Here is a 21,876-nt window from a genome sequence, read left to right on the forward strand (position 1 = left end):
CGCCCGGCCCGGCGCGTCCAAGACTCTTTCGGCCGGCTCGATACCGTGGGGGTATGGACTTGCGGGTGCTCCGGTACTTCGTCGCGGTGGCCGAGGAACGGCACGTCGGCCGCGCGGCGGACCGCCTGCACATGGCGCAGCCGCCGCTGAGCCGCGCGATGCGCGGGCTGGAGGACGAACTGGGCGCGACGCTGTTCGAGCGCACCCCCAAGGGCGTCACGCTGACCGACGCGGGTACGGCCCTGTACGACGAGGCAGTCGCGCTGCTGGCACAGGCCGGCCGCATCCGCGACCGGGTGACCGCGGCGGCGGGCGCGGCGACCCTGACGGTCGGAACGCTGGCGGACGCCGCCGAGCAGGTCGGCGCCCGGCTGGTCCCGCTGTTCCGCGAGCAGCACCCGCACGTGGACGTCCGGGTGCACGAAGCGGACCTGGCCGACCCGACGGCGGGGCTGCGCGCCGGCCTGGTCGACGTGGCGTTGACCAGGACACCGTTCGACCGCGCGGGAATCGGCGTCCACGTGCTGCGTCCGGTGCGGGTCGGCGTGGTGCTCCGGGACGGCGACCCCCTGGCCGGCCGGACCGAGGTGACGACGGCGGACCTGGCCGGGCGCCGCTGGATCCGGCTCCCGGACGGCACCGACCCGCGCTGGGTGGCCTACTGGACGGGCGGCCCGCCGGGTGACGACGCCCCGGTCATGCGGACGATCCAGGAGTGCCTGCAGGCGGTGCTGTGGAACGGCACCGCGGCGTTCGCCCCGGTGGACCAGCCGCTGCCGGCGGGCTTGCGCGTCGTTCCGGTGGCCGACCGCCCGGCGAGCGAGCTGGTGGTGGCGTGGCCGAAGACGGCTCGCAGCCCGCTCGTGCGCGGTTTCGTGCGCATCGCGGCGGAGGCAGGCTGGTGACGCTGCCGCTCAGTGGTGCAGCCAGCCCGCGAACACCGCGGGGGAAGCCGCGATCAAGCTGAAGCGGATCCAGCGTCCGGCCAGTCCCGTGGTCAGGAACATGGCCAGCCGCATCCGGACGAGCCCGGCCAGCACGCTCGTCGCCATGAAGGGCGGCAGGCCCACCAGGGAACTCACGCCGTACGTCCCGGCCATCCAGTGCGGGTGCCGGTGGCAGCGCTCGCGCAACCGGTCGAGCCAGGCGCGGACCCGCTTGGTCCGCAGCTGCCAGCGCACTCGCCTCGGCGTCATCGGGCGTTCGCGGTGCAGCCGGTCGTGCAACGGCTTCGGCAGCTTGATGGTGCCGCGCGCGGCCAGGTAGTACAGCGTCTTCCCGGCGATCTGCCCGACCGCCACCGCCGCCCCGAGCCACAGCCAGTGCAGCCCCGGCTGGCTCGCGCAGAGTCCCAGCAGGAACACTTCGGCGTTGATCAGCGGCACGATGGCCGAACCGAACGCGACGCCCAGCGTCAGCAGGATCCAGCTCATCGTGTCACCTCCCGGAAAACGCTCGCGTTCTTCCAAGTTATCAGTTCGAAATCTCCGCACACGGGTGCTGGCCCTACTGTTCGGCCGGTGGCGGGCACCAGAAGATCACCTGCCGGACGGCTTCCCGTCACCTCCCGCCGGAACACTGACGGGGTGGCCGCCGAGCAACCCCGTACGCCCGCTGACCGATTCGGCGCCCTGTGCCGGACCGTCGTGCGCTTCCTGCCGCTGGGGTTGTCGCGGATCGTGGCTCCGACGTTTCTCGGCTTCTGCCTCATCAACGGCTTCACCTTCGGCGTCGATCTCGCGTTGCTGACCGCTTTTCACGGGCTGCTGGGCTGGCCGGTCTGGCTGGCGATCACGCTGGCGTACGGCTGCGCGTTCGGGTTGAGCTTCGTGCTGAACCGGACGTTCAACTTCCATTCCCGCGCCGCCGTGGGAACCCAACTGGCACTTTACATAGTGGCGATTGCTGTCAATTACGCGGCGTTTCTGCTGGGTGTGGGCGCGGGGCTGACGGCGCTGGGCGTCGAATACCACCTCTCGCGGCTGCTCGCGGGCGCGTGCGAAGGCGTCTTCATGTACGCCGTGATGCGGTGGGTGATCTTCCGGGACTCAGGCCAGGCCGAGGTCGAGGGTGCCGGTGAGCCGGACCTCGCGGACCATGCGCTCGCCGGTGTCGAGGGTGCGGACCGTGCCGTCGGGGTTCCAGCCGGCCCGGCGGTAGAAGCCGAGGGAGGCGTGGTCGCCCTGGGCGACCCAGGCGATGCCGCGGGAGGCGCCGTCGGCCCGCAGGCCCGCGGCGGCCGTCGCGAGTAGCCGCCCGGCGTGGCCTCGCCGTCCCCACCGCGGCTCGACGAGCAGGGTGGCGATCAGGCCGGTCGTCTCGGCGTCCTCGGGCAGGCTCCCGTCAGCCTGGGCGACCTCGCCTTCGGGCGCGTGCCCGGCGACGCAGAACCCGACGGTGAACTCGCCTTCGGTGGCGACGTAGACCTGGCTGCCCGGGTAGTCGATGGTCTCGGTCCAGGTGCCGGCCAGATCGGTGGCGTCCAGCTCCGCGAGGGCCTGCTTGCCGAGCAGGTCCTCGTAGGCGGCGTGCCAGGTGTCGCGCTGGATGCGGGCGATCTCCGCGGCGTCGGACAGGTCGGCGGGACGGACGGCGGCGTCGCTCATAAGTGCCGAAGATAGCGGTCGCGGTTTTTGTCGGTGGTGGGTGGCACCATGAGCCTCACCATGCAAACGATCAGTGTCTCGACGGCCCGGAAGACGTTCCTGGCCGCACAGGGCTTCGCCGACCCGCGTCCGTCCGTCGTGCCTTCACGGCGCCACCTGAAACGCGTGCTCTCCCGGGTTCAGCTGCTGCAGCTGGACTCGGTGAACGTCGCGGTCCGGGCGCATTACATGCCGGTGTTCTCGCGGCTGGGCGCGTACGACCCGGCGCTGCTCGACGCGGCGGCGTGGGCGCACTCGGCCCGTCAGCCGCGGCTGCTGGTGGAGACGTGGGCGCACGAGGCGAGCCTGCTGCCGATCGAGGACTGGCCGCTGATCCGCTCGGGCGCGAAGCGCGACGGCTGGTGGCGGCACTACGGCCCGCTGATCGAGAAGTCGCCGGGGCTGGTCGACGAGATCCTGTCGGTGGTCAAGGAGCTGGGCCCGATCGGCGCGGGCGGCATCGAGCGCGCGGTGGAGGCGGACGCCCAGCGGCGCGGGCCGGGGTCGTGGTGGGAGCGGTCGGAGGTCAAGCGCGTCTGCGAGTACCTGTTCGGCATCGGCCAGCTGACCACGGGCACGCGCAAGTCGTTCGAACGCCTCTACGACTTGACGGAACGGGTGATCCCGCCGGAGATCCTTTCGCAGTCGGTCTCGGCGGAGGAGGGCGCGCGCGGGCTGATCGAGCGTTCGGCGCGCGCACTGGGCGTGGCGACGGAGACGGACCTGCGCGACTACTACCGCCTCGGCCCGGCCCCGGCGCGCCAGGCGGTGGCCGAGCTGGTGGAGTCGGGAGTCCTGGAGCCCCTGGCGGTCCACGGCTGGAAGGCGACGGCCTACCGCCACACGGCGGCGCGCACCCCCCGGACGGTGACGGGCCGGGCACTGCTGTGCCCGTTCGACCCGCTGATCTGGGAACGTGCCCGCACCGAACGGCTCTTCGGGTTCCACTACCGGATCGAGATCTACGTCCCGGAGCCGAAGCGGGTGTACGGGTACTACGTGTTCCCGTTCCTGCTGGACGGATCGCTGGTGGCCCGGGTCGACCTGAAGTCCGACCGCGCGGCCGGCGTCCTGCGGGTCCAGGGCGCGTTCGCGGAGGACGGCGTGGACGTGGCGCGGGTGCTGCCGGAGCTGGCGGCGGAGCTGAAGCACATGGCGGAGTGGCTCGGTTTGTCGGGCGTGACGGTCGGCGCCCGGGGCGATCTGGCGCGGCCGCTGGCGAAGCTCGTGCGCTGAGGCCGGCGGTGTCGCGAATGACTCATTCGGGACGTGGGAGGTCCCCAATGACTCATTCGCGACACTCGCACCGGCGCTGCCCGCTCACTCGACCTCGCCACTGGCCGGACCGCCGGTCGGGCCGGGCCCCACGCCCGTCACGGGCACCAGCGTGGTCGGGGCGATCCGCGGCGCGTGCGTACACGGCTGCGGGAAGAGCCGCGAACCGGCCACCGCGCCGGCCAGCGCCGTCGCCGCGAGCGCCGCCGCCAGCCGGGCCCGTCCGCGCCGCCGCGAGGCGCGGGCCGCGCGGACCAGGCCCGGCAGCAAGGCCGGTGGCGACCGCACCGGCTCTAGCAGCTCCGCCGTCGTCTCGCGAGGCACCGCCGACAGGAGCCCCGGCATCCCGGCGAACGACGCGACCGCCGCCGCGCAGGAAAAACAGCCTTCGAGGTGCCGCTCGTACTCCCGGCGCTCGCCCGGGGACAGGGCGCCGAGGACGTAGGCGGCGTCCCAGTCCCGGTACGGATCGCTCAACGCCGGGTCAGCCCCCTCTCCTGCAGGGCCAGCCGCAGTGCGCGGAGGCCGTAGAACAGCCGTGAGCGCACCGTTCCCTCGGGCACCTCGAGCTCCGCGGCCAGCTCGGCGACCGACTGTCCCATGTAGTACGCGCGGACGATGACCGTGCGGTGGTCCTCGGTCAGCCGGCTCAGCACGTCGGTGATCACCCAGGCGTCCAGCGCCGAGTCGATCGGGTCCGTGCGCGACTCGTCCGGCAGCGCCGTCGAGCGCACCTCCCGGCGCGAACGCGCACTCCGCCGCTCGTCGATCACGACGTTCCGCGCCACCGTGAACAGCCACGCGCGCGACGCCGGCTCACCCTGTTCGAGGATCGCCGGGCTGTTCCACAGCCGCAGCAACGACTCCTGGACGACGTCCTGGGCGAGCTGGTCGTCCCCGGTCAGCCGTAGGGCGTACCGCCACAGCGCCGGGCCGTGCTCGTCGTGCAGCGCCTCCAGCAGCGCCGTGTGCGTTTCGTTGATGGCGCACCACCCCGGTCAGCGGCCGAACACCGGTTCGCGCTTGGCGAGGAACGCGCCGGTGCCTTCGCGCATGTCGGGACCGCTGAACGCCGAACGGAACGCCGCGAGCTCCAGCTCCAGGCCGGCTTCCACGGTCCGGCCGCGGCCGGCGTTCAGCGCGCCCTTCGCCAGCGCCACCGCGTCGCGGGAATTGCGGGACACCGCCGTGATCGTGGCGCGGGCGCCGTCGAGCATGGCTTCGCGGCTGTCGAACACTTCGTTGACGAGCCCGATCCGCTGCGCTTCCGCGGCGTCGAGGTGACGGCCGGTGTAGATCAGCTCGCGGGCGCGGCCGGGACCGACCTGCCGGGACAGCCGCACGCAGCCGCCGAACCCGGGGATCAGGCCGAGCAGCACCTCCGGCTGGCCGAACACCGCCTTGGGCGTCGCGTAGACGAAGTCGCACGCGAGCGCGAGTTCGCAGCCGCCGCCCAGCGCGTAGCCGTCCACGCAGGCGATCACCGGCACCGGCAGCGCCTCCAGAGCCCGGGTGACCTCCTGGCCCAGCGCACCGAACCGCGCGCCCTGCTCGGGATCCAGCGTCGCCATCTCGCGGATGTCGGCCCCCGCGACGAACGCCGGTCCCGGCGCGCCGGTGAGCGCGATCCCCGCCACCGCTGGGTTTTCGCCCAGCGAGCAGCACACCGCGAGCAGTTCGGTGAGCACTTGGGACGACAACGCGTTGCGCGCCCGCGGCCGGTCCACGGTCACGGTCGCGACGGGGGCCTGCAGGTCCACGGTGACGGTCGGGTCGGCCATGCTCTCTCCCTCACGAGTCCCAGATCGCGCCGAAGGCCGGAATCCCGCGGGCTTCCAGCTCCTCGACGACGTGCCACGTCGTCTTCTTGTTCGAAATGCAGATCACCGCTTCCGCGTCGAAGTCCCGGTGCGCGCTCAGGGCCAGCTCGACCAGGTCGGGTTTGCCGGCGCTGTCGGTGTCCCACACGACGGCGTCCGGCTGAACGGCGAGGATCTCGTCGACGAGCTCGTCGCCGTAGGTGCGCCGGGGATGCCGCGTCGACCACACCAGCCGTGCGGGCGTCTCCCCGGAGAGCAGGTGCGGCAGGCACGGGCCGATGCCGCTGCCGGTGGCCACCCAGACCACCCGGCGGAACAGCTTGTCGATGTTGCCCACGCCCGCCGTCGGGATGCCCTTGACCCACAGGTGCGTCGGCAGGTCGTCGATCAGCGCGCCGGTCCAGTCACCCGCCCGGGAGACGGTCAGCCGGAACCCGGCGCGCCCGGGCGCGGGCACGTTGGCGAAGGAATGCCACTCCAGCAAGGGATTCCGGCTCAGCGCCGTCGACGAGCCGGCGAACGGGGTCACGCCGTAGTCGAACGACAGCAGGGCCACGTGCGGCGACGGCCGCGTGATCCGCACCGGCACCCGTCGCAGCCGCAGCCACGGCAGCGCGACGCTCGTCACGACGACCAGCAGCACCCAGAACGGCCCGGAGCCGGCGAAATCCGGTCCCCCCAGCAGCACCGAGTGGACGGTGAACAGCACCAGCAGCGACCACCCGCCGAACCGGTGGGAGCGCTCGAACAGGTCGTGGCGCCGGGCGCGCAGCCGCGGCAGCGCGAGCACGACCATGACGGCGAGGACACCCGCGATCGCCCACGTCGTCACCAGCAGGGCCGCCGGGCCGCCGCGGACGGTGAGCACCCCGGTGAGCACGAGGAACCAGCCGGTGGCGCAGAGCGTGCCGCCGACGTGCAGCCCACCGAAGTGGTAGACCTTGCCCAGCGTCCAGCGCAGCCGCAGCGAACGCCGCGGCGAGGCGGCGGTGGCCAGCCGGAACAGCAGGTTGATCACGAGCTGCTGGCGGATCAGCACGGCGAGCGTGAGGTTCCCCAGCACCAGCCGGGCGAGGACGTCGGCGTCGAGCGGGCCGGCGGTGACCGCGAGGACGGCGTTGACCACGACCACCGCGGCGGCCAGCCGGTTGTGGTGCGTCCACGGCCGTCGCTTCAGCCGGGCCCGCACGGACCGCGAAGCGGGAGCGAGGGTCGACGTCATGCCACCGTCTCCGCCGGCTCGCGACTGTCCAAACGAGACAGCAAGGCCCGCCGGTCGACCTTGCCCCGCTCGGTCAGCGGCAGGCGGTCGACGGGGACGATCATCGCCGGCACGCAGTAGTACGGCAGCTCGGCTTCCACCGCGCGCCGGACGAGCCCGGGCTCGGCCGAAGCCGGGGTCACGAAGCCGGCGAGCCCGCCGTCGTAGAGCACGGTGGCCGCGCGTTCGCAGCCCGGCGCCCGCTCCAGCGCGGCGGTGACCGCGTCCAGTTCGACGCGGAAGCCGCGGACCTTGACCTGGTCGTCGGTCCGGCCGTGGTGCTCCAGCTGCCCGTCCGCGGTCCACCGCACGAGGTCCCGGGTGCGGAACATCCGGTGCGCGCCCCCGAGGAACGGGTCCGGGCGGTAGCGTTCGGCGGTGAGGGCCTCGTTGCCGGCGTACCCCGCGGTGACGCACGCGCCGCCGGCCCACATTTCGCCGACCTGCCCGATCGGGCACGGCGCCAGGTCGTCGCCGAGCACGTAGACCGTGGTGTTGGGTACCGGACGGCCGATGGTCAGGGTGCGCCGCGGGTCGTAGCGCTGGATCGTGTTCACGATCGTCACTTCGGTGGGGCCGCAGGCGTTGTGGAAGCTCGCCCGCCGCGCCCAGGCACGGGCCAGCTCGACCGGGCACCGCTCGCCCGCCACGGCGACGGTGCGCACCCGGCGGCAGGCGGCCGGGTCCACTGTGGACAGCACGCCCGGGGTGGCGATCACGACGTCGGCCTCGCGGGCGGTCTCTTCGATGTCCTTGCCGCGGATCACCAGGCAGCCGCCGTGGGCCAGCGTGCCGAGGATTTCCCAGGCCGCCATGTCGAAGGCGATGTTCAGCAACTGAGCGACGCGGTCGCCCGGCCGGATGCCGAGCGAGCCGGGCCGGGTGAGCAGGACGTTGCCGAGGTTTTCGTGGGTGACCTGCACGCCGTTGGGCCGCCCGGTCGTTCCCGACGTGAAGATCACCATCGCGGTGCCGCCGGCGGGCGGCCCGCCGAAGCGGTGGCCGCCGGAGTGCTCTTCGCCGATCGCGACGACCCGGCCGAGCCCCGCGGGGATCGCGGCGCGGTGCTCGCGCGTGGTGAGGACGACGTCGATGGCCGCGGTCTCCACGATGTGCTTCAGCTGGGCTGCGGGCGTGATCCGGATGTCCTGCGGCACATACGCCGCGCCCGCGCGGAGAACGGCGAGCAGGCCGACGACCATCGGGATCGACCGCGTGAGGAACAGTCCGACGTGCTGTCCGGGCCGTACGCCGAATCCGGCGAGTGCGGCGGCGAGTGCGGCCGACCGGCGATCGAGTTCGGCGTAGGTGAGGCATTCCCCCGAATGCTCGACGGCGAGCGCGTTCGGCCGAATGCGCGCTTGCGCGAGCACGGCTTCGTGAATTCCGCGGAACGGGACCCGGGCGGCTTCCCCGGTGCCGAACCGCTGGAACAGCACGCGATCGGCGGGGGACAGGCCCGGCAGCGAGGCGGGCCGGATCGTCGCGGTCACTCGGTCACCTTTCGCCAAGCCGACGCAGTCAACCGATGTGAACGAGACAGCCCCGCGATCCGTTCAAAGGTTTTGAGAGAAATTCGGATGTTGCGCTGCGTGCGTGAAAGGTACTCGGGTAAACGTTTATTTCGACGAATTCATCATTCGTTCGCCGGTATTCCGTGGGTGGCCCCTCTGGTATTTCGCGCGCACGCCGAACGGGGCCGTTCCCGGCACCCCCACCGGGAACGGCCCCTCTCTCCCCCTTACCCAGCCATGCCTTTCGGGGGCTCCGGGTGGCGGAGCCCCCGGCCCGGGCCGGAGGCCCGGTTGTCTCAGCCCGCCGCGCGCGTCACCACGGCGTTGCCGGTGCCCGTGCGGGCTCGGACCTTCAGCTTCACGCCGCCTTCCGGTGCGGTGTCGGCGACGTCCAGTTCGCTGGAGACGCGGCCGGCGCTGGAGGTCAGGTCGACCTCGGCGGCCGTCCCGCCGCGGATGCCGATCCGGACCTCGCCGGAACCGGTGATCAGGTCCAGCGAGCCCGACGCGGCGTCGGCCACCGAAAGGTCGCCGCTGCCGGTGCGGGCCATCACCTCGCCGGACACCGCGCCCAGCCAGACGTCGCCCGTGCCGGTGGCCAGCGTCGCGGACCCGGCGATCGACGACGCCTCGACGTGGCCGCTGCCGCTGCGCAGCTGCAGCCCGCCCAGTGTCGGGCCGAGCTTGACGCCGCCGCTGCCGGTGCGGATCGTGGCCGAGCCGTCGGCGCGGTCGAGCTTCACCTCGCCGGAGCCGGTGAGCAGGTCGACGCGGCCGGCCGAGCCGGTCACCGTCACGTCCGCCGCGCCGGCCCGCACCTCGACGTGCGACCCCGCCGGCGCGTGCACCTTCACCGCGAGCGCGACGTTGCGCAGCTGCCACGCCTTCGGGGCGCTCACGACCAGGCGGTTGCCGAGCTTCTCGATCCGGCTCTGCCGCACCGCCTCGGCGGGGGAGGCCGACGGGTCGACGCCCAGCTGGTCGCCGAAGCGCTCGCCGACCCAGGACAGCAGGCTGTTGACGCCCGCCACCCACGGCTGCTGCTCGCCCCGGTCGTGGCGCAGCTCGACGCGCGCGCCGGAGTCGTCTTCGAGGACGATCTCGACGCGGCCGATCGTCACGCTGACGTCGAGTTCCAGGGGGACGTCGGTCTCGAACTCGTCGATCCGGACCAGTTCGTCGTTTTCGCCGTCCGGCTCTCCGGCCGGTGTCGTCTGTTCTTCGCTCATCGTCTCGTCCCTCAGCCTTCGACCCAGCCGTGCAGGTGCGACCCGCCCCGGTCGTCCTTGCCCCGGTGGTGCTTCTGACTCCCGCCGCCGAGCGCGCCGTGCCCCAGAGCGCCCTGTACCGCCTGCGAGACGAACGTGTTCAGCGAGACGCCCTGGGCCGCGGCCGCGCGTTCGGCCTGGCCCTTGATCTGCTCGACCAGGCGCAGCGTGATGCGGGAGATGTCCCCGCCGTCGACCGGCGGTGGCGGCGGGGTGGTGTCACGTGGTGTCTCGCGTGACGTCGGCTCCTCCGCGGTGCCCGTGACGACGACGCGGACGTCACGGCCGTCGAGCCGCACGTCGACCACCTGGCCGGGTAACGCGGCCGTGACCTCGGCGGCGAGGTCGGCGAGGGCGTTCATCAGGGTCAGGCGGACGGCGGGCTCGAGCGCGGAGGACAGCAGTGCGGCCGCCCGCCGGGTGTGCTCGTCCCCGGCCGCGGCCGTGTTCGCGAGGTCCTCGCGAAGGTTGGCGATGTACGGGGTCAGATCCATGACACCACTATGACGTCATCAGTGACGTCAGTCAAGGAGCCGGTGATGTCACCTGTGTCGCCCGGGAGTGCGCGCCCGCACGCGGTTAGGCTGCGGGGAGCCGGAGAAGGAGTACTGACGTGGCCGAAACCGTGTCACCCAGGGTGCAGCTGATCGCGAAAACGGAGTTCTTCCCGCCCGAGGACGTGCCGTGGTCGACCGACGCCGACGGTGGCGAGGCGCTCGCCGAGTTCGCCGGCCGCGCCTGCTACCAGTCGTGGAAGAAGCCGAACCCCGCCACCGCGACCAACGCCGGCTACCTCGAGCACATCATCGACGTCGGCCACCTTTCGGTGCTGGAGCACGGATCGGTGACCTTCTACATCACCGGCATCTCCCGCTCGCTGACCCACGAGCTGATCCGGCACCGCCACTTCTCCTACTCGCAGCTCTCGCAGCGTTACGTCCCCGAGCGCGACGCCGAGTTCGTCGAGCCGGAGGTGATCGCGAACGACCCGGTGCTGCACGAGAAGTTCCTCGCCGCGAACCGGGCCAGCGTGGCCGCCTACACCGAGCTGCTGGCCGGGCTGGAGGAGAAGTTCGCCGACGTCCCGACCGCGACGCTGCGCCGCAAGCAGGCCCGCCAGGCCGCCCGCTCGGTACTTCCGAACGCGACCGAGACGCGCATCGTCGTCACCGGGAACTACCGGGCCTGGCGGCACTTCGTCGCGATGCGCGCCACCGAGCACGCCGACGTCGAGATCCGCGGGCTGGCCGTGGAATGCCTGCGGCAGCTGCAGAAGGCCGCGGCGAACGTGTTCGCCGACTTCACGATCTCGACGCTGCCCGACGGCACCGAGATCGCCACGAGCCCGAAGGTGCTGGAAGGCTGATGAAGCGACTCGCGATCGACGTCCGGCCCGGCGACTACGTCGTCGTGCGGCTGCCCGCGGACGCCGCGGTGCCCGCCGAGCTCTTCGAGCCCGGCGAAGCCTTCGTTTCGGTGACCCGGACGCCCGAGGAGCTGTCCGTCATCTGCCCGGCGGGCCGCGAACCCGCCGGCAGCACGGCCGCCGAGGACGGCTGGCGGCTGCTGTCGGTCCGCGGGCCGCTGGAGTTCACGCTCACCGGCATCATCGCCGCGCTGGCCTCCGAGCTGGCCGCGGCCGGGGTCGCGCTGTTCTCGATGTCGACGTTCGACACCGACCACATCCTGGTCCGCGCCGCCGATCTCGACCACGCGGTCAAGGCCCTGCGCGAATCCGGCCACGAGGTCGCCCACCCCTGAGCCGAGGTCCGTGAAGGCCTCCTTCCCGGCTCTTATGGCCGGGAAGGAGGCCTTCACGGCTTTTCGGGGTACCCGGGGGCGAGGGTGGGAGCCGTCACCCTTGAAAAGCAAAGTTCGGCACGCCTAAACTTCGGTTTAGGGTCCCCGACACCGGCGAGAGGCAGGCGGCATGGCTGTGACCGAGGCTGTCCGGCCGAGACTCGCGACGCGCCTGCGCGCCGGGTCGGCCCTGCTCGGCCCGGCCTTTGTGGCCGCGATCGCCTACGTCGACCCCGGGAACGTCGCCTCCAACATCAGCGCCGGCGCCCGCTACGGCTACCTGCTGGTCTGGGTGATCGTCGCGGCGAACCTGATGGCCGTGCTCGTGCAGTACCTGTCGGCGAAGCTGGGCCTGGTCAGCGGCATGTCGCTGCCGGAGGCGCTGCGCGCCCGCCTGTCCCGGCCCGCGCGGCTGGCCTACTGGGCGCAGGCCGAGATCGTCGCCATCGCCACCGACCTGGCCGAGGTCGTCGGCGGCGCGATCGCGCTCAACCTGCTGTTCGACCTGCCGCTCATCGTCGGTGGCCTGATCACCGGCGCGGTTTCGCTGACGTTGCTGGCGATCCAGGACCGCGGCGGCCAGCGGACATTCGAGCGGGTCGTCACCGGGCTGCTGGCGGTGATCGCGATCGGCTTCCTGGCGAGTCTGTTCGTCGAACCGCCGTCGGCGTCGCAGACCCTCGGCGGCCTGGTGCCGAGGTTCGACGGCGCGGGCAGCGTGCTCATCGCGGCGGCGATGCTCGGCGCGACCGTCATGCCGCACGCGGTCTACCTGCACTCCGGCCTGGTCCGCGACCGCCACGGCCGCGCGGACGGCGCCCGGCGCCGCCGCCTGCTGCGCGCGACCCGCGCCGACGTCGGCCTGGCGATGCTGCTCGCCGGCGCGGTGAACCTCGGCATGCTGCTGCTGGCCGCGACGAACCTCCAGGGCCAGGACGGCGTGGACAGCATCGAAGGCGCGCACGGCGCGGTCGCTTCGGCGCTCGGCCCGGGCATCGCGCTGCTGTTCGCGATCGGCCTGCTCGCCTCCGGCCTGGCCTCGACGTCGGTCGGCGCGTACGCGGGCGCGATGATCATGCAAGGCCTGCTGCTCAAGCGGATCCCGCTGGTCCTGCGCCGCCTGGTCACCCTGACGCCGGCGATCGTGGTGCTGGCGCTGGGCGCCGACCCGAGCGCGGCGCTGGTCGTCTCGCAGGTGGTGCTGTCGTTCGGGATCCCGTTCGCGCTGGTGCCGCTGATCAGGTTGACGGCGGACCGGACGCTGATGGGCGAGGACACGAACCACCGCGCGACGACGGTGGCGGCGGGTGTGGTCGCGGCGATCATCATCGCGCTGAACCTGGTCCTGATCTACCTCACTTTCGCCGGCTGACGTTACTTCTCCCCACCCGGAAACCCGCCGGGTCACGAATTTCGCGGAACCCGGAGCGTTCCGCGGCGGTCCGACTAGCATCTGCGCGACCGCCGCCAAAAGGAGCACCGTGACCGACGAACAGACCCGGCCCTACCCACCGCGGACGCCCGGCACGCCTGGTCAGCGCGTCGTCGCCGGCCGTTACCTCCTGCTCGGCGAGCTCGGCCGCGGCGGCATGGGTGTGGTGTGGCGGGCGCAGGACCAGGTCATCGGCCGCCCGGTCGCCGTCAAGGAACTGCGGCTGCCCGACGCCGAGTCCGCCGCCGTCTTCTCCGAACGCGCGCTGCGGGAGGTGCGCACCGGCGGGCGGCTCAACGATCCCGCGATCGTCACCGTCTACGACGTCGTCACCGACGGCGGCAGCACCTTCATCGTCATGGAGCTGGTCGAAGCGCCGTCGCTGGCCGACCTCGTCCGGCAGCGCGGCCCGATGCCCGCGCCGCAGGCCGCGCAGCTGGGGGAGCGGGTGCTCACCGCGCTGCAGGCCGCGCACGCCGCCGGGATCGTCCACCGGGACGTCAAGCCGGCGAACATCCTCGTCGCGCCGGACGGCCGCGTGAAGCTCACCGACTTCGGCATCGCCCACGCCGTCGACGACCCGCGCCTGACCACCAGCGGCATGATCGTCGGCTCACCCGCGTTCATGGCGCCCGAGCGCGTCGAAGGGCGCGAAGCGCTGCCGGCGTCCGACCTGTGGTCCCTCGGCGCGACGCTGTTCTTCGCCGTCGAAGGCACCATCCCGTTCGAGCGCGCGACCACCGCCGCGACGCTGCACGCGATCATGACCGAGATCCCGTACCTCACGCGCGGCCAGGGCCCGCTCGCCGCGGTCATCCTCGGCCTGCTCGTGGCCAACCCGGACGCGCGGCTGTCCGCGGCCCAGGCGCAGAACCTGCTGACCACGGCGCAGGGCATGCGGCCCACCCCGCCGGGCGGCACCGCGATGCTCCTCCCGTCCGGCGGCCCGGCGCCCGCGCCCGCGAAGAACCACCGCGCGCTCTGGGTCACGGCCGCCGCGGTGCTCGTGGCCGGCGCCCTCGTCGGCGGCTTCTTCGCGGGCAAGGCGGTCGGCGGCCCGGACGCCGACCCGCAGAAGCTCCCGGCCGCCACGTTCGGGATCGGCGGGCAGATGCGGGTCGACGTCAGCGGGGGATACCGCTGCTTCAACGCGTCGGTCCAGGACGGCGGCGTCATGAGCGGCGCCAACGACGGCGACTGCAAGGAGAGCCACACCCTCGAGGTCTACGACGGCGGCGACGTCATCGACCTCGCGAGCTGGTCCGACAGCGACGCACAGATCGCCGCCTACCCGGGCCTGGCCGGCGTCACGGCGGTCGCCGAGGCCCGGTGCGCGACCTCGTTCCACTCCTCGATCGTCCCCGAGGCCAAGCGCGAAGGCCTCAAGTACCGGGCGCTCGTCCCGACCCAGGAGGAGTGGCAGAGCGTGCCCGACGACCCCGACAGCCACCACCCCACCCGGGCGTTCTTCTGCGTGCTGACCAAGGCCGACGGCGGGCCCATCTCGGCCCCGATCACGACCAAGGTCAAGTAGAAGTTCCGCGACGAGCGGCCGGGGCCGGGAAATCCTCCTGGTGACCAGGTCGGCGCGGTTTTCGCCGGACCGGCGGGGTACCGTCTCCCCATGTCCAACCCACCTACCGCAGCGCCCGGACGGCCGTTCGGGCGCGTGCTCACCGCGATGGCCACCCCGTTCGACGCCGACGGCGCGCTGGACCTGAAGCGGGCGCAGGAGCTGGCCGGGCACCTCGTGGAGCTGGGCAACGACGGCCTCGTGGTCAACGGCACCACCGGCGAGAGCCCGACCACGAGCGACGCGGAGAAGCAGGACCTGATCCGCGCCGTGGTCGAGGCCGTCGGCGACCGCGCGACCGTCGTGGCCGGCGCGGGCACCAACAACACCGCCCACAGCGTCGAGCAGGCGAAACAGGCCGAAGAAGCCGGCGCGCACGGCCTGCTGGTCGTCACCCCGTACTACTCGCGGCCCAGCCAGGCCGGGCTGTACGCGCACTTCACCACCGTCGCCGACAGCACCGGCCTGCCGGTGCTGCTCTACGACATCCCGCCGCGCTCGGTCGTCCCGATCGAGGTCGACACGCTGCTGCGGCTGGCCGAGCACCCCCGGATCGTCGCGGTCAAGGACGCCAAGGGCGACCTGATCGCCGGCTCAGAGGTCATCGCCAACACCCACCTCGCCTACTACTCCGGCGACGACGGCCTGAACCTGCCGTGGATCTCGGTCGGCGGGGTCGGCGTGGTGAGTGTGATCGGTCACGTCGTCGCGGGCCGGATCCGCGCGATGATCGACGCCTACGAGAACGGCGACACCTCCACCGCGCGCACCAACCACCGCGGCATGCTGCCCGTGCTGCGCGCGATGTCGCGGGTCGGCGGGGTCGCCTTCAGCAAGGCGGCGCTGCGGCTGCGCGGCTTCGACATCGGCGACCCGCGGCTGCCGATCGTCGCGCCGACCGCCGAGCAGACGGCCCTGATCGCCGCCGATCTTGCCCAGGGCGGCGTGCCGCTGGGCGACACGGCGGCCCAGGACTGGCATGGTGAGCGGGTGGCACAAGCAGATTCGCGAGCGGCCTACGTCGCGCCGACCTCGCACACCAGCGTTGGGACCCTGCCTCGGTGAGCTCACTTCCCCCTGGTCCAGGTCCCACGAACGCCCCGCCCGAACTGCCCGAGGGGGCCCTGCGCGTCGTCGCGCTGGGCGGCATCGGCGAGGTCGGGCGCAACATGACCGTCTTCGAGTTCGGCGGACGGCTGCTCATCGTCGACTGCGGGGTGCTCTTCCCCGAGGACGACCAGCCCGGCGTCGACCTGATCCTGCCCGACTTCCGCGCGATCGAGGACCGCCTCGACGACATCGACGGCCTGGTGCTCACCCACGGGCACGAGGACCACATCGGTGCCGTCCCGTTCCTCCTGCGCCTGCGGCCTGACCTGCCGATCTACGGCTCGAAGTTCACCAACGCCCTGCTCGCGGCCAAGGCCAAGGAGCACCGGCAGCGGCCGAACCTGATCACCGTCCGCGAGGGCGAGCGCCGCGACGTCGGCGTGTTCAACCTCGAGTTCTTCGCGGTCAACCACTCCATCCCGGACGCGCTCGCGGTGGCGATCCGCACCCCGGCGGGCGTGGTGCTGCACACCGGCGACATCAAGCTCGACCAGCTCCCGCTGGACGGGCGCCTGACCGACCTGGCCGGCTTCTCCCGGCTCGGCGACGAGGGCGTCGACCTGTTCTGCGTCGACTCGACCAACGCCGAGGTGCCCGGGTTCGTCATGCCCGAGCGCGACATCGGCCCGGTGCTCGACGACGTCGTGCGCAAGGTCGACCAGCGCGTGATCGTGGCCTGCTTCGCCAGCCACGTCCACCGCGTCCAGCAGGTCCTCGACGCCGCCGAGCGGCACGGCCGCCGGATCGCGTTCGTCGGCCGGTCGATGGTCCGGAACATGGGGATCGCGGCCGAGCTGGGCCTGCTGAACGTCCCGGACGGCCTGCTGGTCGACCTCGACCAGGCGAGCAACCTCCCGGAGAGCAAGGTCCTGTTCGTCTCGACGGGTTCGCAGGGCGAGCCGCTCTCGGCGCTGTCGCGGATGGCGCGCGGCGAGCACCGGCAGATCTCGATCCGCGCGGGCGACACCGTCGTGCTGGCCAGCTCGATGATCCCGGGCAACGAGACAGCGGTGTTCGGCGTGGTCAACGGCCTGACCCGGCTCGGCGCGAACGTCGTCCACCAGGGCAACGCCAAGGTGCACGTGTCCGGCCACGCGTCGGCGGGGGAGCTGCTCTACCTGTACAACGCGGTGCGCCCGAGCAACGTCATGCCGGTGCACGGCGAGTGGAAGCACCTGCGTGCCAACGGCGAGCTGGCGATCCGCACCGGCGTCGCCCCGGAGAACGTGGTCATCGCCGAGGACGGCGTGGTCGTGGATCTCGTGGACGGCAAGGCGTCCCGCACCGGCCGCGTCGAGGTCGGCCACGTGTACGTCGACGGCCTTTCGGTCGGCGACGTCGGCGAGTCGACGCTGTCGGACCGGCTGGTCCTCGGCGAGGGCGGGTTCATCGCGATCACGGTCGCGGTGGACTCCAGCACCGGCCGCGCGGTCAGCAGCCCCACGGTGTCCGGCCGCGGCTTCTCCGACGACCCGAAGGCGCTCGACGCCGTCGTGCCGCTGGTGGAGATGGAGCTGGCGCGCACGGAAGCCGAGGGCATCACGGACACCCACCGGATCGCGCAGGCGGTCCGCCGGGTGGTCGGCCGCTGGGTGGCCGACACCTACCGCCGCCGCCCGATGATCGTCCCGACGGTCATCCCGGTCTGAGTTCGTTCACGCGGAACGCCTTCGCCGCCCCCTGGCCGGCGAAGGCGTTCCGCGTTTTCAATGCGTCACCTTGGCCAGCAGCAGCGCGAAGGCCACGGTGACGGTCTGGCGGAGCAGGGCCCGGCGTGCCCTGCGCTGTTCCCCTCGGGTCGGTTTCATGCCGTCCAGTGTTTCGCCGCTCGCGATCGGGGACATCCCGCTGCGGGTGGGGCCGTATCCCTCCCGGGGATGAGGTCGCGCGGTCCTGTTACGCCGTCTGGGCCACGACCGTCCGGTTTGGTGAGCGCTAACCTTGATCCCCACCCGCCTCGGCAAGAGAGGCCGCGCCGATGGGACGTCACTCGCCGGACGGACGGCGCCGGCTGCTCGTACCCGTCCTGGCGACCGGGCTCGTCGTCGTCCTCGGCGCCGCGGCGTGGGTGACGGTGTCGGCCGTGCGGTCCCGGCCGGCGTGCGAGCACCCCGCGACAGTCCTCGTCACCGCGTCCGCGGACATCGCGCCCGCGCTGTCGCTCGTCGCGCGCGGTCTGGACCTGAAGTGCGGCAGCGTCGAAGTCCAGGCGCGGGAAGCGACGTCGGCGGCCGAGCGGCTCGCGCTGTCCGACGGCAGCCCGCGGCCGCAGGTCTGGGTGCCGGACTCCACGCTCGCGCTGCGCCGCGCCCGCCAGCTCGGCGCCTCCGACGTCCCCGAGACCGGCTCGTCGGTGGCCAGCTCGCCGGTGGTGCTCGCCGTCGCCGCCGACGTCGCCAAGGGCCTCGGCTGGCCCGACCGCACGCTGACCTGGGCCGACGTCCTGGCCGCGCCGGGCGCCGTCCCGGGGATGCCCGACCCGGCCCGCGACGCGGTCGGCGCGGTGGCGCTGCTGGGTCTGCGGGACAGTGTCAAGGCGGCACCCGAGCCCTCGGCCGCGTACGTCGCGTTGCTGCGGCGGTTCTCGGCCAACACCCTCGGCGCGGAGACCGACCTGATGGCGCGGCTGCCCGGGCCGGGCACGGGCCCCGGCACGGCGGCGGTGACGGCGTTCCCCGCGTCGGAGAACTCCTTGCTGCGCCACAACATCGAGGACCGGACGTCACCGCTGGTCGCCGTCTACTCCACGGATGTGCCCCTGCTGGACTTCCCGTTCGCCGAACTGGGCGGCATCACGCCGCAGCAACGCCCGATCGTCGACGCGCTGCGGGAGGCGGTGCTCGGCGACGCGGGTGCCGACGCGATCGCCAAGACCGGGCTGCGCGCGGCGGGCGGGCAGGCGCTGCGCGAGCACGCCGACGACCCGAGGGTGACGTCGCCGGGCATCCGCACCGCGAGCCTGCCGGCCGCGCCCGTCGTGGACGAACTGCTCACCCAGTGGGCCGGGGTCAACCTGAGCGCGCGGGTGCAGGTGCTCGTCGACGTCTCCGGGTCGATGAACGCGCAGGTGCCCGGGACGGGGCTGAACCGGATGCAGGTGACGATGCAGGCCGCGGCGAAGGCGATGCACCTGTTCAAACCCGCGACCCAGCTGCGGATGCTGACGTTCTCGACCCGCCTCGACGGCGACAAGGACTACCGCGAGCTGCTGCCGATGGCGCCGGTCGCCCAGCACCTGGCGAGCGGCGCGCTGGACAAGCTGGCCGAGGTGAAGGCGACCCCGGACGGCGGAACCGGGCTCTACGACAGTGTTCTGGACACCTATCGCACGGCCCGCCGCGAATGGGAACCCGGCCGGCTCAACCTGGTGATCGTGATGACCGACGGCCACAACGACGACCCGCACGGCATCACGCGCGCGGACCTGCTGGCCGAGCTGGCGAAGCTGAACGACGCCCGCCGCCCGATCCCGCTGATCGGCGTCGGCATCGGCCCGGACGCGGACAAGGCCGAGCTGGACCAGATGACCGCGGCCACCGGCGGCCAGGCCTTCATCGCCCCCGACCCGGCCAAGATCACCGACGTCTTTTTCGGGGCCCTGTCCCGAATAGCCGGCAGCCCGTGATCCGAGAGCCGACACGCGTGATCAGCGGGTCGACACGCGTGACTGGAGCGACGACGCGGCCCGGCTGCGCCGTGTCGTCCCTTCAATCACGCGTGTCGACCCTTCGATCACGCGTGTCGACCGTTGCTTCACGGTCGGATCGGCGGCGGATGAGGGCGTAGACGGCCAGGATCACCGCCAGGCTGATCAGGCTGAGGTAGAGCTGGGACCGCGCGTCGGCGTCGACGAACAGCATCGACGCCACCACGACCAGGGTCAGGACCAACGTGACCCAGCTCAGCCACGGGTATCCCCACATCCGGAGCTTCAGCCGGTCCGGGTCCGTCGCCTCGAGACGGCGGCGCATCCGGATCTGCGAGCCGCAGATGATCGCGTAGACGAACAGCGCCACCGCGCCCGCCGAGTTGATGATGAAGTAGAAGATCTTGTCCGGCGACACGTAGCTCATCACCACCGCCACGTACCCGACCGACGTCGACGCCAGGATCGCCTTCCACGGGACGCCGCGTGCGTTCGTGTCCGAGATCCAGCCCGGCGCCCACCCGTGCCGCCGCAACGCGAACAGCATCCGGGATGCCGTGTACAGCCCCGAATTGAGCACCGACAACGCCGCCGTGAGCACCACCGCCGACACGATGGTCGACGCCGCCGGGACGCCGAACCGGCTGAACGCCGCCGCGAACGGGCTCGTCTCGCTCGGGATCTCCCGCCACGGCGTGATCATCACCAGCAGCGCCACCGAGCCGACGTAGAACACGATCACCCGCCAGACGATCGTCGACGTCGCCTTGCGGACCGCCGTCTCCGGCTGGTCGGACTCGGCCGCCGCGATCGTCACGATCTCCGCGCCGAAGTAGGAGAAGATCACGATGACCACGCCGTGCACCACCGAGAAGGGGCCTTTCGCGACGAAGCCGTCGAGACCGATGTTGCCCATCGAGAAGTGCGCGCCCGGCCAGAGCCCGAGCACGAACAGCAGGCCCAGCACCAGGAACACGACGATCGTGGCGACCTTGATCGACGCCAGCCAGAACTCCGTCTCGCCGAACGAACGCGCCGACGCCAGGTTCGTCGCCGTCAGCAGCAGCATCAGCGCGAGCGAGAAGACCCATTGCGGCACACCGGGAATCCAGCCCTGCAGGATCTTCGCGCCGGCCACGGCCTCGAACGCGACCACGCCGACCCAGAAGTACCAGTACAGCCAGCCGATGGTGAAGCCCGCCCAGCCGCCGAGCGAGTCCCGTGCGTACTCCATGAACGAGCCCAGTGCCGGCGCGGCGGTCGCCATCTCGCCGAGCATCCGCATGACGAGCACGACGAGCAGCCCGCCGAGCGCGTAGGACAGCACGGCGGCCGGGCCGACGGTGTGGATCACCGCGCCGCTGCCGATGAAGAGGCTCGCGCCGATGATGCCGCCGAGGGCGATCATCCGGACGTGCCGCTGCCGCAGATCGGGCCGCAGCCCGGACTTCGTCGCCAAGGTGCTTCCTCCCCGGGTGAGCGTGGATCGCGGAAATTCTCCACCTGGGCGACGTCGGGTGCAGAATTTGCGCAATTTCAACCGGCGAGGATCTCCGACTTCCGCTGCACGATGTACGCCCCGGTCAGCAGGATCGCCGAGCCGAGCAACTGGAGCCAGGTGAGCTCCTCCCCGAGCAGCACCCAGGCCGTGACGGTGACGATCACCGGCTCGACCAGCCCGAGCACGCTCGCCACCGACGCGGGCAGGTGCCGCAGCGACGAGATGCCGCAGGCGTACGCGAGCACCGTCGCGACCAGCACCAGCAGGGTCAGCAGCAGCCAGACCGGCGGCTGCCAGGCGCCGAACGCGACCCGCGTGCCGAGGAGCCCGACCGGCCACGTCCACGGCGGCACGACGAGGCCGATCGCGACCGCGCCGATCAGCATGCCCCAGGTGACCAGCCCGAGGGGGTCGACGTCGGCCACCGCGCGTTCGCCGAGCAGGAAGTACGCCGCCGAGCACAGCGCCGCGCCGAGGGCGGCCAGCAGGCCGAGCCCGTCCAAGGTGACGCCTTGCCAGACCTGGGCGACCAGCGCGAGCCCCACCATGGCGAGCCCGATGCCGCCCCACACCGGGCGCGGCAGCCGGTGCCGCCGCACGAACCGCACCCACAGCGCGATGAGCACCGGCGAGACGAACTCCAGCAGGATGGCGATGCCGACCGGGATCCGTCCCGCGGCGACGAAGTAGAGCAGCTGGACGCCGGCGACGCCGAGCAGGCCGTAGCCGGCCAGCAGTGGCAGCTGGGCCCGGCGGACGCGCAGCTTCCGCGGTGCCACCAGCGCCACCCCGGCGAACAGCACGACCCCGGCCAGCGCGATCCGGATCGCGGCCACCTGCTCGGGGGTGATCCCGGCCGCCATCGCGGACTTGCCGAGCGTGCCGGACGTGCTGAAGAACAACGCGGCCAGCAGCACGAAGACGGTCCCGCGGCCGCGGTGGGCGGCCCGCGGCGGGGCGAGGACGGGCAGCTCGGTGGTCACCCTGGCGACTCTAGGGCGCACCGACGTCACCGCCGAACCGTTTTTTCC

At 72.3% G+C, this 21,876-nt stretch carries 20 protein-coding genes and 1 pseudogene; 10 read left to right on the top strand and 11 right to left on the bottom strand.

What is annotated here, in order from left to right; translation table 11 throughout:
- The first annotated feature begins 53 nt into the window (after positions 1-53).
- Complete coding sequence (locus tag AB0G28_RS27375) at positions 54-905, top strand: LysR family transcriptional regulator (RefSeq protein ID WP_361094808.1); 852 nt, start codon at positions 54-56, stop codon at positions 903-905.
- 9 nt (positions 906-914) lie between these two features.
- On the opposite strand, the gene AB0G28_RS27380 is transcribed toward AB0G28_RS27375, so the two are convergent.
- Positions 915-1,433 carry a hypothetical protein gene (locus AB0G28_RS27380; protein WP_361094811.1) on the bottom strand — a complete coding sequence of 173 codons (519 nt, stop codon included), beginning with the start codon at positions 1,431-1,433 and terminating at the stop codon, positions 915-917.
- Between the two features lie 246 nt (positions 1,434-1,679).
- Between AB0G28_RS27380 and AB0G28_RS27385 the strand changes: the two are divergent.
- Positions 1,680-1,982: pseudogene (locus AB0G28_RS27385) on the top strand (GtrA family protein); the annotation flags it as partial.
- Positions 1,983-2,048: 66 nt separating this feature from the next.
- On the opposite strand, the gene AB0G28_RS27390 reads toward AB0G28_RS27385, so the two are convergent.
- Positions 2,049-2,606: a GNAT family N-acetyltransferase gene (locus AB0G28_RS27390; protein ID WP_361094814.1), complete on the bottom strand. Its 558-nt coding sequence runs from the start codon at positions 2,604-2,606 to the stop codon at positions 2,049-2,051.
- Positions 2,607-2,666: 60 nt separating this feature from the next.
- Here AB0G28_RS27390 and AB0G28_RS27395 point away from each other — a divergent pair, with 60 nt between their 5' ends.
- The gene (locus AB0G28_RS27395; protein WP_361095015.1) at positions 2,667-3,881 is read left to right on the top strand and encodes a crosslink repair DNA glycosylase YcaQ family protein; all 1,215 of its coding nucleotides are present in this window, start codon (positions 2,667-2,669) and stop codon (positions 3,879-3,881) included.
- A gap of 84 nt (positions 3,882-3,965) precedes the next feature.
- Here AB0G28_RS27395 and AB0G28_RS27400 read toward each other — a convergent pair whose 3' ends face one another.
- The 7 genes from AB0G28_RS27400 to AB0G28_RS27430 all read right to left on the bottom strand — a co-directional run bounded on the left by AB0G28_RS27400 (position 3,966) and on the right by AB0G28_RS27430 (position 10,277).
- Positions 3,966-4,397, bottom strand: a complete 432-nt coding sequence (locus tag AB0G28_RS27400) for a zf-HC2 domain-containing protein (protein ID WP_361094817.1) — start codon at positions 4,395-4,397, stop codon at positions 3,966-3,968.
- Complete coding sequence (locus tag AB0G28_RS27405) at positions 4,394-4,903, bottom strand: sigma-70 family RNA polymerase sigma factor (protein ID WP_361095018.1); 510 nt, start codon at positions 4,901-4,903, stop codon at positions 4,394-4,396. Before AB0G28_RS27405 ends, AB0G28_RS27400 begins: the two co-directional genes overlap by 4 nt.
- A gap of 15 nt (positions 4,904-4,918) precedes the next feature.
- Positions 4,919-5,701: an enoyl-CoA hydratase-related protein gene (locus AB0G28_RS27410; protein WP_361094820.1), complete on the bottom strand. Its 783-nt coding sequence runs from the start codon at positions 5,699-5,701 to the stop codon at positions 4,919-4,921.
- Positions 5,702-5,711: 10 nt separating this feature from the next.
- Positions 5,712-6,962: a hypothetical protein gene (locus AB0G28_RS27415; protein WP_361094823.1), complete on the bottom strand. Its 1,251-nt coding sequence runs from the start codon at positions 6,960-6,962 to the stop codon at positions 5,712-5,714.
- Positions 6,959-8,494, bottom strand: a complete 1,536-nt coding sequence (locus tag AB0G28_RS27420) for an amino acid adenylation domain-containing protein (RefSeq protein ID WP_361094826.1) — start codon at positions 8,492-8,494, stop codon at positions 6,959-6,961. The genes AB0G28_RS27415 and AB0G28_RS27420 overlap by 4 nt, the downstream gene beginning before the upstream one ends.
- Positions 8,495-8,811: 317 nt before the next feature.
- Complete coding sequence (locus AB0G28_RS27425) at positions 8,812-9,744, bottom strand: DUF4097 family beta strand repeat-containing protein (protein WP_361094829.1); 933 nt, start codon at positions 9,742-9,744, stop codon at positions 8,812-8,814.
- Positions 9,745-9,755: 11 nt separating this feature from the next.
- Positions 9,756-10,277 (bottom strand): toxin-antitoxin system HicB family antitoxin, encoded by a 522-nt coding sequence (locus AB0G28_RS27430; RefSeq protein WP_361094832.1) that lies wholly within the window; start codon positions 10,275-10,277, stop codon positions 9,756-9,758.
- A 119-nt stretch (positions 10,278-10,396) separates the two neighbouring features.
- On the opposite strand from AB0G28_RS27430, the gene thyX reads away from it, so the two are divergent.
- From thyX to AB0G28_RS27465, 7 genes are all read left to right on the top strand, one after another.
- Positions 10,397-11,149 (top strand): FAD-dependent thymidylate synthase, encoded by a 753-nt coding sequence (gene thyX / locus AB0G28_RS27435; RefSeq protein ID WP_361094835.1) that lies wholly within the window; start codon positions 10,397-10,399, stop codon positions 11,147-11,149.
- Positions 11,149-11,544 (top strand): ACT domain-containing protein, encoded by a 396-nt coding sequence (locus tag AB0G28_RS27440; RefSeq protein WP_361094838.1) that lies wholly within the window; start codon positions 11,149-11,151, stop codon positions 11,542-11,544. Before thyX ends, AB0G28_RS27440 begins: the two co-directional genes overlap by 1 nt.
- 169 nt (positions 11,545-11,713) lie before the next feature.
- Positions 11,714-12,955: an Nramp family divalent metal transporter gene (locus AB0G28_RS27445; protein ID WP_361094841.1), complete on the top strand. Its 1,242-nt coding sequence runs from the start codon at positions 11,714-11,716 to the stop codon at positions 12,953-12,955.
- Between the two features lie 109 nt (positions 12,956-13,064).
- The gene (locus AB0G28_RS27450; protein ID WP_361094844.1) at positions 13,065-14,549 is read left to right on the top strand and encodes a serine/threonine-protein kinase; all 1,485 of its coding nucleotides are present in this window, start codon (positions 13,065-13,067) and stop codon (positions 14,547-14,549) included.
- A 90-nt stretch (positions 14,550-14,639) separates the two neighbouring features.
- Complete coding sequence (gene dapA, locus AB0G28_RS27455) at positions 14,640-15,653, top strand: 4-hydroxy-tetrahydrodipicolinate synthase (RefSeq protein ID WP_361094847.1); 1,014 nt, start codon at positions 14,640-14,642, stop codon at positions 15,651-15,653.
- The gene (locus AB0G28_RS27460) at positions 15,650-17,347 is read left to right on the top strand and encodes a ribonuclease J (protein ID WP_361094850.1); all 1,698 of its coding nucleotides are present in this window, start codon (positions 15,650-15,652) and stop codon (positions 17,345-17,347) included. The genes dapA and AB0G28_RS27460 overlap by 4 nt, the downstream gene beginning before the upstream one ends.
- A gap of 329 nt (positions 17,348-17,676) precedes the next feature.
- Entirely contained in the window at positions 17,677-19,323 is a 1,647-nt protein-coding gene (locus tag AB0G28_RS27465) for a VWA domain-containing protein (RefSeq protein ID WP_361094853.1), read from the top strand.
- Positions 19,324-19,405: 82 nt separating this feature from the next.
- Here AB0G28_RS27465 and AB0G28_RS27470 read toward each other — a convergent pair whose 3' ends face one another.
- On the bottom strand, positions 19,406-20,803 hold the full coding sequence (locus tag AB0G28_RS27470; RefSeq protein WP_361094856.1) for an amino acid permease: 1,398 nt from the start codon (positions 20,801-20,803) through the stop codon (positions 19,406-19,408).
- A gap of 77 nt (positions 20,804-20,880) precedes the next feature.
- Positions 20,881-21,828 carry an EamA family transporter gene (locus AB0G28_RS27475; RefSeq protein ID WP_361094859.1) on the bottom strand — a complete coding sequence of 316 codons (948 nt, stop codon included), beginning with the start codon at positions 21,826-21,828 and terminating at the stop codon, positions 20,881-20,883.
- Between the last annotated feature and the right edge of the window lie 48 nt (positions 21,829-21,876).

Source organism: Amycolatopsis sp. NPDC021455, from assembly GCF_040640995.1.
Lineage (GTDB): Bacteria > Actinomycetota > Actinomycetes > Mycobacteriales > Pseudonocardiaceae > Amycolatopsis.